The organism is Nocardia sp. NPDC058114 (assembly GCF_042884695.1).
Classification (GTDB): Bacteria; Actinomycetota; Actinomycetes; order Mycobacteriales; family Mycobacteriaceae; genus Nocardia.
In genome coordinates this window covers 39,064-52,422 of sequence record NZ_JBHVTK010000020.1, presented here as the reverse complement: position 1 = coordinate 52,422, position 13,359 = coordinate 39,064, and the positions used below count along the sequence as shown (strand labels likewise).

Below are 13,359 nucleotides of genomic sequence, written 5' to 3'. Positions count from 1 at the left end.
CCCGGGTTTCCGGGGGCGTTTGTTTGCCCTTTCGCCCCATACGCAACGGCACCTGAACAGCGGGACGGCCGCGAACCGCCGCTGCGCGGCGGACCCTCCTCGAGGTCGGGTCGTGCGGGGCTGGGAGTGTTCTGCCGCCGGACACGGAGGTGAGCGAGGGTGCGGTTCCCTGCGTCTGTGGCGTCCTTGGGGCACAGTGGTGTCATGACGAACCCGAGGAAGCGGGGGCGCGCGGAGGAGCCTGCTCCGGCGCAGGCGCGGAAGGTGCCGGGGGCGGAACTGCTGTCGGCGGCGCAGGCGGCGGTGGGGGCGGCGCAGACTGCGGCGGGACAGGCTATCGATGCTGCTCAGCAGACTGCGGGGTACGCCTTCGATGCGGCGGTTCGGTTGCCGCCCGCGTCGGCGCAGCTGGCCGCGCAGTTGCCGGATCTGGTGGAGAACCTGTCGATCGCGGTCGATCGGCTCAACAGCACGATCGATCGGCTCGATCGGACGTTGGCGCTGGCCGATCCGGTGTTCGCGACCTATGACCGGCTGTTGCCACGGCTCGAGGCGATGATCTCCCTGGGCGAGGACGTGTTCGGCGCGGTGGCGAAGCTGCCCGGTGTCGGATTGCTCGGGCGGATCACGGGGCGTGGGGGCGAGGAACCCGCACCGGAACCGGAGTCGGACAAGCGCGGCCGTCGGCGGCGCTGATTCCTCGAACGCCGTCCGCTCCGGCGGCGAGGTGGCCCGACCGGTGTTGCCGCGTGCGCGTCGAACTCACCTTTCGGGAGTCAGCGCCCGGAATGTCGCCGCCGCCTTGAGTACCATCTCCGCGTACTCGTCCTCGGGATCGGAATCGAGGACGATCGCGCCGCCCGCGCCGATCCGCCACTCGTCGTCGTAGCGGACGGCGGTGCGGATGACGATGTTGAGGTCGGCGGTGCCGTTCAGGCCGAGGAAACCGATGGTGCCCGAATAGATGCCGCGCGCTTGGGTTTCCAGTTCGTCGAGGATTTCCATGGTCCGCAGCTTCGGCGCGCCGGTCATCGAACCGCCGGGGAAGCACGCGCGCAGGCAGTCGATCACCCCGGCGTCGGGGAGCAGCGTGCCACGCACGGTCGACACCAATTGGTGCAGGGTGGAGTAGGTTTCGGTGTCCATCAGCTTCGGGACGTGCACCGAACCCACTTCGCAGACGCGGCCGAGGTCGTTGCGCAGCAGGTCGACGATCATCAGGTTCTCGGCCCGGGTCTTCGGGTCGTCGGCCAGCGCGCGACGCAGGCGCTCGTCCTCGTCGGTGGTCCGTCCGCGCGGGGCGGTGCCCTTGATCGGCTTGCTCTCGACCACCCGATCCCGGTCGATCTTCAGGAACCGTTCCGGCGAGGAACACGCCACGTCCAGACCGTCGAAGCGCAGGTAGGCGGCGTACGGTGCCGGATTGCAGCGGCGTAGTCGCCGGTAGAAGGCGAATCCGTCCCCGGGCGCCGCGGCGACGGCGACCGCGTCGGTCAGGCAGATCTCGTAGGACTCGCCCGCGTGCAGCCGGTCCTGACACACCGCGATGTCGGCGAGGTAGCGGTCGCGGCCACGTACCAGATGCGCCTGCACGGCGCCGGGATCGGCGGCCACGGGCAGGTCGGCGGGATTGACCCAGGTGGGGAGATCGTCGAGGGAGTCGGAAGTCTCGCGCAGCCACTGCTCGGCGTCGCTCGCGGTGGCGGGTTCGCACAGGGCGAGCAGGTGGGTTCGCCCGGCCTCGTGGTCGACGACGATCAGCCGGTCGGCGAAGATCCACTGGGCATCGGGGGTGGGGGAGCGGTGCGCGATGTTCGCACCACAGTCGGCCTTCACCTCGTAACCGAGATAGCCGACGTAGCCGCCCGCGAAATCGAAAGGCAGCGGCGGGGTTTCGCAGTGCCGCGCCCGGAGTTCGCGATCGAGATAGTCCAGGACCGTGCCCGCGACGGTACGGGTGCCTTCGATGTCCGTCACGGTGACGCGGGCGTCGCCGACCCGATAGCCGACGATTTCGGCATGCGGCCCGCTCGCGTCGCCGAGGAAGGAGAACCGGTCCAGGCCGGGTTCGACGTGCTCGCTGTCGAGCCAGAACGCGTTCGGAGCGTCGGCGCAACGGCGCAGGAAGATCGCTTCGGTGTCGATCGCGCGTTCGATCACCTTGTGCCGCAGGCTGAATGAGCGTTCATGGGAAACGGGCGCCACGACACTGGGTCCGCGCACGACCACCGGTGCGGCTACCCGCGTACGCGCTTTGGTGAGATCGGCGAAGTTGCGCAGCAGCGCGGCGCCGAATTCGCTCGACACCGACTCGGGGTGGAACTGCACACCCCACTGTGGCCGCTCGCGATGGCGCACCCCCATGATCACCCCATCGCTGGTCGACGCGGTCACCTCGAGCGAGGCGGGCAGCGGCTCCCGCGCCGCGAGCGAGTGGTAGCGCACCACGGTGAAGCCCTGCGGTAGACCGGCGAACAGATCCCGATCGTCGTGGGTCACCTGATCGAGGAAACCGTGCCTGGCCTGTGGCGCGCGCTCCACCGTTCCGCCCGCGCCGAGCACGATTCCCTGATGGCCCAGGCATACGCCCAGCAGCGGCAGATCGGTCTGCGCGATCAGCGCTGTCGACGCCCCCATGTCGCGGGCGCGGTCCGGGCGGCCGGGTCCGGGCGAGATCACCACATTGTCGAACTGATCGAGGTCGAGGGAGCTGTCGGCCTCGTCGTTGTGCACGACGGTCGGCTCGCTCCCGTTGACCTCGCTGATCAGCTGATAGAGGTTGTAGGTGAACGAGTCGTAGTTGTCGATCAAGAGCGTGCGCATCGTGGCAGAAACATTACGCCGGGCGTGCGCGTGCGCATTCCCGCGCAGTCCCCGCCGATCTCCGGGCACAATGTGCGGCATGGCTGTTTCTCAACCTGTCGATGTTGACCCGGCGATCGCCGATTTCGCGGCGATCGGGCGGTGGATGGACGAACAGGGCTTGCCCGGGACGGAATTCGATGCGGTCACCGCTCTGGGCGGCGGCACGCAGAACGTGATGCTGCGCTTCACCCGGGGCGAGCGCGAGTACGTGCTGCGGCGCGGGCCCAAGCATCTGCGTGCCAAGAGCAATGAGGTGATCGGCCGGGAATCACGACTGCTGCGCGCGATCGCCGGCACCGAGGTGCGCTCGCCCCGGGTGATCGCGGCCTGCGACGACGAGTCGGTGATCGGTGCGGTGTTCTATCTGATGGAGCCCATCCGCGGCTTCAACCCGCAGACGGAACTGCCTGAACTGCACGCCGGTGATCCCGAGGTCCGGCGCCAGATGGGTCTGTCCGCGGTCGAGGCCATCGCCCGGCTCGGCTCCCTCGACTATCAGGCGCTCGGCCTCGGCGACTACGGACGTCCCGCGGGTTTCCTCGAGCGGCAGGTCCCGCGCTGGCTGCGCGAACTCGACTCCTACAACGCCAACGAGGGCTACCCCGGCCCGCAGATCCCCGGTCTCGAGCGGATCGGTGACTGGCTCGAGCGGCACCGGCCGGCGGACTGGCTGCCCGGCATCATGCACGGCGACTGTCACCTGGCGAACATGATGTTCGACTACGACGGCCCCGAGGTGGCGGCGATGGTCGACTGGGAGATGTCGACGATCGGCGATCCGCTGCTCGACCTGGGCTGGCAGCTGGCGACCAGGCCCGAGCCCGGCACCGTCGGGGCGGGTCTGATGGGCACCCTCGGCACCGTCGGCGGTCTGCCGACCGAGGCGGAGATGATCGAGCACTACGGCAAGTTCTCCGATCGCGATCTCAGTGCCGTCACCTGGTACACCGTGCTGGCCTGCTTCAAGCTGGGCATCGTCCTCGAGGGCACGTACGCGCGGGCCTTCGCGGGCAAGGCGCCCAAGCCGGTCGGCGACTTCCTGCACGCGGTGACGCTGGAACTCTTCGAGCAAGCGAATCAGCTCGCCGAATAATGCCGGATCTCGCCGATAGTTGGCTGAATATTGATGGAGCATAAAAAGAGGACAATTTAGGCTGACTTCCATGATCGTCCCCGACACCAAGAACTGGACCTGGGTCCTCGAACGCGCCTGCTCCGAGTGCGGATTCGATGCCGAGGCCACCGCGTACTCGGCCGTCCCCGAGCTCGTGCTCGACAGTGCCACCCGCATCGGTGCGGCGCTCGAACGCGACGACGCACGAGTGCGTCCCGACGAGCTGACCTGGTCGGTCCTCGAATACGGCGCTCACGTGCGCGATGTGTGCCGGATCTTCGATACCAGGCTCGCGCTGATGCTCGACGGTGACGGGGTCGAGGCGCCGCGGTTCGAGAACTGGGATCAGGACGCGACCGCCGTCGCCGATCGCTACGACCGGCAGGACCCCGCCGTAGTGGCCCGGGGGCTGGCGCTCGCCGCCGATCGGGTGGCTGCCGCGTTCGGCGCGGTGCCCGCCGATCGGCTCGATCTGCGGGGCGCGCGCAGTGACGGTTCACTGTTCACGGTCACCTCGCTGGGCCGGTACTTCGTGCACGACGTCGTGCACCACGTCCATGACGTGCGCGGATAGAAATCTCTCGAATATTTTCTAGAACGTGTTTCAGAAACCGGTGATTTGTGGCTAGGGTGAGTGCAGTCACAACGAGGCACGAGCTTGGCGAGAGGTCTACCGGCATGAAGACGAAGGGCGCGATCCTGTGGGGCACCGACCAGGAATGGTCGGTCGAGGAGATCGAGGTCGGCGACCCCGTCGCCGGTGAAGTGCAGATCCGGATGGAAACGGCGGGCATGTGCCACTCCGACCATCACATCGTCACCGGCGCGACGCCGATGCCGGCCTACCCGGTGATGGGTGGGCACGAGGGCGCGGGTGTGATCACCAAGCTCGGCCCGAACTGTCCGGCCGACCTGGCCGTGGGTGACCACGTCATCCTGTCGTTCATCCCCGCGTGCGGCCGCTGTCCCTCGTGCGTCGCCGGCAACATGGCGCTGTGCGACCTGGGCGCCGGACTGCTGATGGGGCAGGCCATTTCGGACGGCACGTACCGCATCCAGGCGCGTGGCGAGAATGTCATCCCGATGTGCCTGCTCGGCACGTTCTCCCCGTACATGACGGTGCACCACACGTCCGTGGTGAAGATCGATCCCACCATCCCGTTCGAGGTGGCGTGCCTCGTCGGCTGCGGCGTGCCGACCGGGTTCGGATCGTCGACCCACGTGGCACAGGTGCAGCCGGGTGAGACCGTGGTGATCGCGGGTATCGGCGGCGTCGGCATGAGCGCGCTGCAAGGGGCTGTGCTCTCCGGTGCGTCGAAGGTCATCGCCATCGACCCGAATCCGTGGAAGCGTGAACAGGCGCAGAAGTTCGGCGCCACCCACACCTACGAGAGCATGGCCGCCGCGATCATGCCGATGATCGAGGCCACCGAGGGTCGGATGGCCGAGAAGGTCATCCTCACCATGGGTGAGATGCACGGCGACTACGTCGAGGAGGGCCTGATCCTCACCGGCAAGGCGGGCACTCTCGTCGTCACCTCGATGGGGCGCATGGACGCCGGCGACGTCAAGATGAACAGCTTCCTGCTGTCGATGTTGCAGAAGACGGTGAAGGGCACGATCTTCGGCGGCGGCAACGCTCGCCAGGACGCGCCGCGCCTGCTCTCGCTCTACAAGGCGGGCCAGCTCAATCTCGACGACATGGTCACGCGCACCTACTCGCTCGAAGAGATCAACCAGGGCTACCAGGACATGCTGGACGGCAAGAACATCCGCGGCATCATCCGCTTCACCGAAGCCGACTGGTAGTCAGCTCTTGCCCGCCCGCTCGGCGAGGCGGACCGCGACCTGGGCGATCAGGTCGTACGGAATCGGTTCGCCGAGTGGGAATTTCAAGGTGCCACGGCCCGAGTTGTAGGGCTCGACGGCTTTCTCGAGCGCCTCGTCCCCCTCGGGGACGGGGTACACGCTCACGTGGGACTTCCAGCCCGCGAAGAAGATGAACACCCGGCCGTCGATGGTGGCGGCCGGGATGGCGTAGCTGATCTTTTCGCCCGTGTCGGGCACCGCGCGGTGGATCGTTTCGCGGATCCGCTGCAGGACAGCGCGCTCCGACGGCGGTTGGGCCGCCAGATAGGCGTCGACGGAGTCGGGTTTCTCGGTCATGTCCTCGACTCTAGGCTCTGACCAGCACTTTCTCCGGATGACCCGCGGCCTTCAGTCGCCCGTCCCGCAGCAGCAGACAGTGGTCTGCCCGGCTCGCCTCGTCCAGGTCGTGGGTGGCCTGGACGACAGTCACGCCTTCCGTGCTGATCTGCGCCAGAACCCGGGAGATCTCGGTCTGAGACGCCTCGTCCAAGCCTGCCGCCGGCTCGTCCAGCAGTAGTAGATCGGACTCCTGCGCCAAAGCCTGTGCGAGCAAGGCGCGTTGGCGCTGACCGCCCGAGAGGGTGTCGAGCCGCCGGGTCGCCAGGTCGGCGAGCTCCATTCGTTCCAGGCAGGTGCGCGCGATCTCGCGATCCGCACGGGTCAGACGCCGCCACGGTCCGCGGTGTGCCCAGCGCCCCATCGCGACCACTTCTCGCACCGTGATCGGCAGCGTCGGCGGAATGGCCGTGTGTTGCACCACGAAGGCGGGTCGCCGGGTGGTGGACCGGTGCACCGTCCCCTCCTGTGCCGCCACGGTGCCGGCGAGAACGCCGAGCAGGGTCGATTTCCCCGAGCCGTTGGGTCCGACGATCGCGGTCACCTGCCCCCGCGGGATCGTGGCCGTCACCTCGTGGAGTACGGGCCGCCGGGCGTAACCGGCGGTCAGCCGCTCGATCCGGATTGCTGCGTCATCTGTGTGCTGCATCTCACCTCAATTGAAACGATAATCATTTTCAGTATATCGTCTCGCGCTATGGATTGGCTGTTCGCCCCGTTCGAGGTGGCTTTCGTGCAACGCGCGCTGTGGGGTGGGCTGCTCGTGTCGTGCGTGTGCGCCCTCGCCGGGACCTGGGTGGTGGTGCGCGGCATGGCATTTCTCGGCGACGCGATGGCGCACGGGATGCTGCCCGGCGTCGCGGTCGCCGCCTTGCTCGGCGGGAACCTGATGATCGGCGCCGCGATCAGTTGCACCGCGATGGCCGCCGGAGTGTCGCTGCTCAGCCGTGGCAAGCGGTTCGCGCCGGATACCGCGATCGGGCTGTTGTTCGTCGGGATGCTCGCGACCGGGGTGATCATCGTGTCGCGGTCGCAGTCCTTCGCGGTGGATCTGACCGGGTTCCTGTTCGGTGATGTGCTCGCCGTGCGTGCCGTCGACCTGTGGTATCTCGTTGCGGCCCTTGGCGTCGCGCTGGTGGTGGCGGTGCTCGGACATCGCGCGTTCGTCGCGCTGACCTTCGATGCACGTAAGGCACACACCCTCGGCCTGCGTCCGAAGCCGGCGCACGCGGCGCTGGTGGGGTTGGTGACCCTGGCGATCGTGGCGTCGTTTCATGTCGTGGGGACGCTGCTGGTCTTCGGATTGCTGATCGCACCGCCCGCCGCCGCGGTGTTCTGGTCGAACCGGGTGCCGGTGGTGATGGCGATTGCCGCGTTGATCGGTGGGCTGTCCACCGTGGGGGGACTGGTCATTTCGTGGCACGCGGGAACCGCGGCGGGGGCCACCATCGCGGCGGTGGCCGTCGGCGCGTTCTTCGTGTCCGCGCTCGTTTCCGCGGTGCGGGAACGGGTCGGTCGGGTGGGCGTGGTCGCGCTCGCCGCTGTGCCGTTGGTCGGCTGCGGGGCAACGGAGGTGCCGATCGTCGAGGAGACGGCGCCGCACGGGTTCGTCGCGGGCGCGGAGGAGATGAGCGAGGCTCAGACACGCGTGGTTGTCACCGACGGGGCCGGGGCTGTACGGGTGATCGATCTGTCGAGTGGGGAGGTCACGACAGTTGCCGTCGGTTCATCGGAAAGTGCTCGAGCGCAACCGCATTCGAGCGCACCAGGTGGTGCTGCGCCGTCACCGAGCAGTGGCGACCAGAAGGCGTCGACCGTGGGAGTGGTGGGGGATGGGCGTTTCGCGTACCTGAGTTCAGGTGGGTCTATCCAGGTCGTGGACAGCGGGGCGTGGACCGTCGACCACGGTGACCACCGGCACTACTACAAGGCCCCCGTGCGGGAGATCGGTGCGATTGCCGCGACCGACAGTGGTGCGACTACCGGGCCTGGCGCCGCAAGTGTTTCTCCCGCACCGGAAGGCGCCCGCGGGGTTGTCGGGGCGTACAGCGATGCTGCCGTCGCGTCGGTGGTGCTGGACTCCGGCGCGTCGATCTTGTTCGACCGTCCGGCGCTGGACGGCGGCGTCGTCCAGACGCAACGCCGCATCGAGGGCATCGCGGTGCCGTATGCCGAGCGGATCGTGGTGGCTGACAGCTCGGGTCGAGTCGAGGTGCGCGGGCGTGACGGCGCGGCCGGGCGAGTGCAGGCTGCCACGTGTCCGCAGCTGAGAGGGCAGGCCGTAACCAGGCGCGGAGTAGTTTTCGGCTGTGCCGACGGCGCGGTCGTGGTGGCACAGCGCGAGGGCGAGGTCGTCGCCGAGAAGATTCCCTATCCGGCCCAGACCTCGGACCGGGCGAGCGCCTTCACCCACCGCCCCGGCAGCACCACCCTGACCGCGCTCGCGGGCCGCGATGGTGTGTGGACGCTCGACATCAGGAAGAAGACCTGGGCTCGTGTCGCGATCTCCGGCGCGGTCGCGGTGAACACCGCCGGTGAGGGATCGCCGCTGCTGGTGCTCACCCGCGATGGCGTGCTGCACGGCATCGACCCCGGCACCGGCACGGAGACGACGCGGACCGCGCTCATCGCCGGACCCGTCGAAGGAGACCCGGTGATCAGTGTCGACCCGGAGCGCGCCTACATCAACGACTCTCGGGCGCGCACCGTCCACGAGATCGCCTACAACGACAATCTTCGCGTCGCGCGCACGTTCTCGCTGGACATCGCGCCCTCGCTGATGGTGGAGACCGGCCTGTGAAGCGCGCGCACATCTCTCACGTTCTGCCCTCGAGCCGACGGCGGGCAACTGCCGTGCCGTCGATACCGCTTCGCCGCTACGACATTGGTCGAATCACGGGGACGATCCGCCGCGCAGTCCCGCTCCTGTTCGCGGCTGCGCTGCTCGTGCCGCTGGTGAGTGCGTGCAGCAGCGCGACCGAGCGGTCCGGGATCGTGGTGACCACCAACATCCTCGGCGATCTGACCCGGGCCGTCGTCGGTGACACGGTGCCGGTGACGGTGCTGATGCAGGCGGGGGCCGATCCGCATTCGTTCGGTATTTCCGCACGTCAAGCAGCCGAGATCGAGCGAGCGGCGCTGGTGGTGCACAACGGGCTCGGGCTCGAGGAAGGTGTGGCCCGGCACGTGGGGGCTGCCGCCGGTGCCGGGGTTCCCACCCTCGCCGTGGCCGAGCGGGTGGATCCGATCACCTACACCTCCGATGAGTCGGCGGGACAACCCGATCCGCACTTCTGGACCGATCCGCGCCGGGTGCGCACGGCTGTCGAGGTGATCAGTACCGAGGTGCTCGCCCGGGTCGACGGCATCGACGCCGACGCGGTGCGGGCGAACACGCAGCGCTACCTCGGCGAGGTCGACGAGCTGGACCGGTGGATGACCGATCGGTTCGCCGCCGTCCCGGCCGAGCGCAGGCAGCTGGTGACCGACCATCACGTCTTCGGGTATCTCGCACAGCGATTCGGATTCCGGGTGATCGGCGCGGTGATCCCCAGCGGCACCACCCTGGCCTCGCCGAGCGCCTCCGATCTCGACGACCTCGCGACCGCGATCAGGACCGCGGGTGTGCGCGCGATCTTCGCCGACTCCGCACAGCCCGATCGGCTGTCGCGCGTCCTCGCCGAACACACCGGGCTACAGGTGCAGGTGATCGCCCTGCACACCGAGTCGCTCACCGCGCCCGGTGACGGCGCGGCCACCTATCTGGAGATGGCTCGCGCCAACACCGAGGCCATCGCCCGTGGTCTATCCGGGCCAAGCACGTAATGCACGCACAAGAGATGGAGCACTACATGAACAGGTCACGGACCACCACCATGGTGGCCCTGTCCGCGGCACTCGCCTCGGCGATGGCGCTGAGCGGTTGCGGCACAGCGGATTCCGGTCACGACCACCCGCACACGCCCGGTGCCGAACCGATCGCCCTCACCTATGACGGCGGCATCTACGTCCTCGACGGCGCGTCACTGGCCCAGCGGGGCGAGGTGAAGATCGACGGCTACAACCGGCTCAACCCGGTCGGGGACGACGACCATCTGATGGTGTCGACCAAGGACGGCTTCCGCGTCCTCGACGCCTATGAGGCCGCGTTCACCGGAACCCAGTTCCCGGCAGCCAAGCCGGGCCACGTCGTCCGGCACGCGGGTAAGACGGTGCTGTTCGCCGACGGCTCCGGTGAGGTCACCGTCCTCGACACCGCGCAGGTCGACAGCGGTAAGCCGACGGAGGTCTACAAGGCCGCCGCCCCGCACCACGGTGTCGCGATCGAGTTGAGCAACGGGAACATGGTGCTCACCCTCGGCACCGAGGACAAGCGGGTCGGCGTCGTCGCGCTCGACAAGGACCGCAAGGAGCTCACCCGCAACGAGGACTGCCCCGGCGTACACGGCGAAGCGGCGGCCCAGGGCGAGGCGGTCGTGATCGGCTGCCAGACCGGCGCCCTCGTCTACCGCGACGGCAAGATCACCAAGGTCACCAGCCCCACCGCTTACGGGCGGATCGGCAACATGTCCGGCAGCGACGCGTCGCCGATCGTGCTCGGTGACTACAAGCAGGACAAAGACGCCGAACTCGAACGCCCGCAGCAGATTTCGCTGGTGAACACCGTCGACGGCACGCTGCGACTGGTCGACATCGGCACCAGCTACACCTTCCGTTCGCTGGCCCGCGGCCCGCAGGGTGAGGCGCTGGTGCTGGGCACCGACGGCAAGATCCACGTCATCGACCCCGTCGCGGGTGCGGTGGTTCGCACCATTCCCGTGATCGGCAGCTGGCAGGAGCCGCTCGACTGGCAGGTCGCCCGCCCGAACCTGTTCGTTCGCGACGGCGTCGCCTACGTGAGCGACCCCGCGTCCAAGCAGGTGCACCGTGTCGACCTGGCCGCCGGAAACATCACCGCCAGCGCCACTCTGGCCGCCACGCCGAACGAGCTGACCGGCGTCACCGCGCACTGATCGAGGTCACCACGCTCGCCCGTGTTCGTTTCGGGGACACCGGGCGAGCGTGGTGCTCGTCGGTTCGGATCGTGGACTCAGGCGGCGCACCGCACGACGACCTCGCGCAGGTTGCGGCTGCGCACATCGTCGAGAATCGCCATACCGAGGCGATTCATGCTGTAGCCGAAGCCCACTCCGGTTGCCGGGTCGGCGAATCCGAAGGAGCCGCCCAAACCGGTGGTGCCGTACGCGCGCTTGTCCGAGCCGAAGCGGAACGTGCCGCGCGACTTGCGGAAACCGAGGTGGTAGCGGCTCTTGGTGTGCAGCACCAGATCGTCGGCGGGCACATCGTCGGCGGTGTCGGCGGCGGCCAGCAGGTCGAGAACGTCCTCGCTGATCGGCAGCACACCGGTGCGGCCCGCGGCGGCGCCGTAGACCTTCGCCAGCGCGCGGGCATTACCGACGCCGTTCATGCCGGGCCATTCGATGTCTAGGAACTCCCGTCGCGCGGCGCGGGCGGGAGCGCCGGGGCGCGGATTGGTCAGGGCCGCGTAGGAGTATCCGCGCTTGGCATAGACCTCACCGCCGATGCGCAGCGGCAGATCGCGCCACTCATAGCGCCAGATGTCCCAGCCCTTGGTCGCCGAGAGCTGGGCGACCCGGTCCATCGACTCGGTCTCGGGCAGTCCGATGAACAGATCGGCGCCGACCGGGGCGGCGATCTCCTCGGCGAAGAATCGCCCGAGACTTCGGCCCGCCGGATCCACCCGCCGCAGCAGTTCGCTCTGATACAGCCCCAGCGTGAGCGCGTGATAACCGTGCCGAGTGCCCGGCTCCCAGGCCGGCTTCTGCGCGGCCAGCAGCTCGCCGAGGGCATCGCGGTCGACCAGTTCGCGCAGTTTCACGATCCGGTCCAGTCCCGACAGCCCGGCCTGATGGTCGATCAGCTGACGCACCGTGATGCGCTCTTTGCCGTGCGCGGCGAACTCCGGCCAGTACTTCGCCACCGGGGCCTCGTAGTCGAGCAGCCCCCGCGATACCGCCGTCGCGAGGGTGAACGCCGACATTCCCTTCGACGAGGAGAACACCGGCACGATCGTGTCGCGCTCCCAGGCCACCTCGCGCTTGCGGTCGCGATGGCCTGCCCACAGGTCGACCAGGGGTTGGTCACCGGAGTAGACGGCGACGGCGGCGCCGATCTCGCCGTGCTCGGTGAAGTTGCGGCGGAAGGCGTCGGCGACGGGGCCGAAACCGGCCGCCACGTCGCCGTGGATCGATGGTGCGGGACTCATGGTGTCCACGATCGTAGCCGCGTCTCGTACGCTGCCGATATGCGATCGTTGCAGCAGGTTCAGCACTGGCCGGTCGAGAACGCCGCCGCCGCCGTCGTCACCGCAGGCACGGTGTCGAGCATCGGCGACACCGAACGGGTGTTCCGGCTGGCCTCGGTCACCAAACCGCTCGTCGCCTACGCCACCCTCGTGGCGCTCGAGGAAGGCGCGGTCGAACTCGACCAACCGGCGGGTCCGCCCGGTTCGACCGTGCGGCATCTGCTGGCCCACACCTCGGGCGTCGCGTTCGCCACTCCCGAAGTTCTCGCCGCACCAGGGGCCCGGCGTATCTACTCGAGCGCGGGCTTCGAACTGCTCGCCGATTTCCTCACCGAGCACACCGGGATCGAATTCCCGCAGTATCTGCGCGAGGCGGTTTTCGAGCCGCTCGGTATGCGCACGGCGGTCCTCGACGGTTCCGCCGGCCATGCGGGCAGTGCTTCCCTCGCCGACCTCACGCTATTCGCCGCCGAGTTGCTGACACCTCAATTGATATCTCAGCAAACTCTGGACGACGCGACCTCGGTGCAATTCCCCGACCGCAACGGAGTCCTGCCCGGATACGGCTCCCAGCGCCCCAACGACTGGGGATTGGGATTCGAAATCCGCGACGGGAAAACCCCGCATTGGACGGGGGCAACCAATTCCGCCCGTACCTACGGGCACTTCGGGCAGTCCGGCACGTTCCTCTGGGTCGATCCGGAAATCGGAGTGGCGACAATCGCGTTGAGCGACGAGAATTTCGGGGACTGGGCCAGAGCGGCGTGGCCGAAATTCAGCGATTCCGTTATCGCAGAGACACATAACACGCAGTAAAGTAACACGCGCAACACCGCACACTTCAGTACAC

The 13,359-nt window shown here is 68.2% G+C and carries 12 protein-coding genes; 8 read left to right on the top strand and 4 right to left on the bottom strand.

Annotated features, from left to right (window positions below; translation table 11 throughout):
* Positions 1-204: 204 nt before the first annotated feature.
* Positions 205-696: a hypothetical protein gene (locus tag ACFVVI_RS35135; RefSeq protein ID WP_387449250.1), complete on the top strand. Its 492-nt coding sequence runs from the start codon at positions 205-207 to the stop codon at positions 694-696.
* A gap of 66 nt (positions 697-762) precedes the next feature.
* Here the strand turns inward: ACFVVI_RS35135 and pabB are convergent, their stop codons facing one another.
* Positions 763-2,823: an aminodeoxychorismate synthase component I gene (pabB, locus tag ACFVVI_RS35130; RefSeq protein ID WP_387449247.1), complete on the bottom strand. Its 2,061-nt coding sequence runs from the start codon at positions 2,821-2,823 to the stop codon at positions 763-765.
* A 70-nt stretch (positions 2,824-2,893) separates the two neighbouring features.
* Here pabB and ACFVVI_RS35125 point away from each other — a divergent pair, with 70 nt between their 5' ends.
* The 3 genes from ACFVVI_RS35125 (at position 2,894) to ACFVVI_RS35115 (ending at position 5,788) form a co-directional block, all read left to right on the top strand.
* Positions 2,894-3,958 (top strand): phosphotransferase family protein, encoded by a 1,065-nt coding sequence (locus ACFVVI_RS35125; protein ID WP_387449244.1) that lies wholly within the window; start codon positions 2,894-2,896, stop codon positions 3,956-3,958.
* A 70-nt stretch (positions 3,959-4,028) separates the two neighbouring features.
* A complete protein-coding gene (locus ACFVVI_RS35120) occupies positions 4,029-4,553 on the top strand; it encodes a DinB family protein (protein WP_387449241.1) in 525 nt (174 codons plus the stop codon).
* Positions 4,554-4,657: 104 nt separating this feature from the next.
* A complete protein-coding gene (locus ACFVVI_RS35115) occupies positions 4,658-5,788 on the top strand; it encodes an NDMA-dependent alcohol dehydrogenase (RefSeq protein ID WP_378996349.1) in 1,131 nt (376 codons plus the stop codon).
* Here the strand turns inward: ACFVVI_RS35115 and ACFVVI_RS35110 are convergent, their stop codons facing one another.
* Together ACFVVI_RS35110 and aztA are read right to left on the bottom strand one after the other, a co-directional pair.
* Positions 5,789-6,145, bottom strand: coding sequence for an iron chaperone (locus ACFVVI_RS35110; RefSeq protein ID WP_387449237.1), 357 nt, complete (start codon positions 6,143-6,145; stop codon positions 5,789-5,791).
* A 10-nt stretch (positions 6,146-6,155) separates the two neighbouring features.
* Positions 6,156-6,833, bottom strand: a complete 678-nt coding sequence (gene aztA / locus ACFVVI_RS35105) for a zinc ABC transporter ATP-binding protein AztA (RefSeq protein ID WP_387449234.1) — start codon at positions 6,831-6,833, stop codon at positions 6,156-6,158.
* Between aztA and aztB the strand changes: the two genes are divergently transcribed.
* The 3 genes from aztB to aztD all read left to right on the top strand — a co-directional run bounded on the left by aztB (position 6,825) and on the right by aztD (position 11,196).
* Positions 6,825-8,984 (top strand): zinc ABC transporter permease AztB, encoded by a 2,160-nt coding sequence (gene aztB / locus ACFVVI_RS35100; protein WP_387449231.1) that lies wholly within the window; start codon positions 6,825-6,827, stop codon positions 8,982-8,984. The genes aztA and aztB overlap by 9 nt on opposite strands.
* A 152-nt stretch (positions 8,985-9,136) precedes the next feature.
* Complete coding sequence (aztC, locus tag ACFVVI_RS35095; RefSeq protein ID WP_387449256.1) at positions 9,137-10,009, top strand: zinc ABC transporter substrate-binding protein AztC; 873 nt, start codon at positions 9,137-9,139, stop codon at positions 10,007-10,009.
* Positions 10,010-10,035: 26 nt separating this feature from the next.
* Positions 10,036-11,196, top strand: coding sequence for a zinc metallochaperone AztD (gene aztD / locus ACFVVI_RS35090; protein ID WP_387449228.1), 1,161 nt, complete (start codon positions 10,036-10,038; stop codon positions 11,194-11,196).
* A 77-nt stretch (positions 11,197-11,273) separates the two neighbouring features.
* Here aztD and ACFVVI_RS35085 read toward each other — a convergent pair whose 3' ends face one another.
* Complete coding sequence (locus ACFVVI_RS35085) at positions 11,274-12,470, bottom strand: serine hydrolase domain-containing protein (protein ID WP_387449225.1); 1,197 nt, start codon at positions 12,468-12,470, stop codon at positions 11,274-11,276.
* Positions 12,471-12,509: 39 nt separating this feature from the next.
* Between ACFVVI_RS35085 and ACFVVI_RS35080 the strand changes: the two genes are divergently transcribed.
* The gene (locus ACFVVI_RS35080) at positions 12,510-13,325 is read left to right on the top strand and encodes a serine hydrolase domain-containing protein (protein ID WP_378996333.1); all 816 of its coding nucleotides are present in this window, start codon (positions 12,510-12,512) and stop codon (positions 13,323-13,325) included.
* Positions 13,326-13,359: the final 34 nt, after the last annotated feature.

Coding starts and splice junctions, on each gene's coding strand:
- aztD (WP_387449228.1), top strand. CDS start 10,036: ATGAACAGGTCACGGACCACCACCATGGTGGCCCTGTCCGCGGCACTC.
- ACFVVI_RS35110 (WP_387449237.1), bottom strand. CDS start 6,145: ATGACCGAGAAACCCGACTCCGTCGACGCCTATCTGGCGGCCCAACCG.
- ACFVVI_RS35115 (WP_378996349.1), top strand. CDS start 4,658: ATGAAGACGAAGGGCGCGATCCTGTGGGGCACCGACCAGGAATGGTCG.
- ACFVVI_RS35085 (WP_387449225.1), bottom strand. CDS start 12,470: ATGAGTCCCGCACCATCGATCCACGGCGACGTGGCGGCCGGTTTCGGC.
- ACFVVI_RS35125 (WP_387449244.1), top strand. CDS start 2,894: ATGTGCGGCATGGCTGTTTCTCAACCTGTCGATGTTGACCCGGCGATC.
- pabB (WP_387449247.1), bottom strand. CDS start 2,823: ATGCGCACGCTCTTGATCGACAACTACGACTCGTTCACCTACAACCTC.
- ACFVVI_RS35120 (WP_387449241.1), top strand. CDS start 4,029: ATGATCGTCCCCGACACCAAGAACTGGACCTGGGTCCTCGAACGCGCC.
- ACFVVI_RS35135 (WP_387449250.1), top strand. CDS start 205: ATGACGAACCCGAGGAAGCGGGGGCGCGCGGAGGAGCCTGCTCCGGCG.
- ACFVVI_RS35080 (WP_378996333.1), top strand. CDS start 12,510: ATGCGATCGTTGCAGCAGGTTCAGCACTGGCCGGTCGAGAACGCCGCC.
- aztA (WP_387449234.1), bottom strand. CDS start 6,833: ATGCAGCACACAGATGACGCAGCAATCCGGATCGAGCGGCTGACCGCC.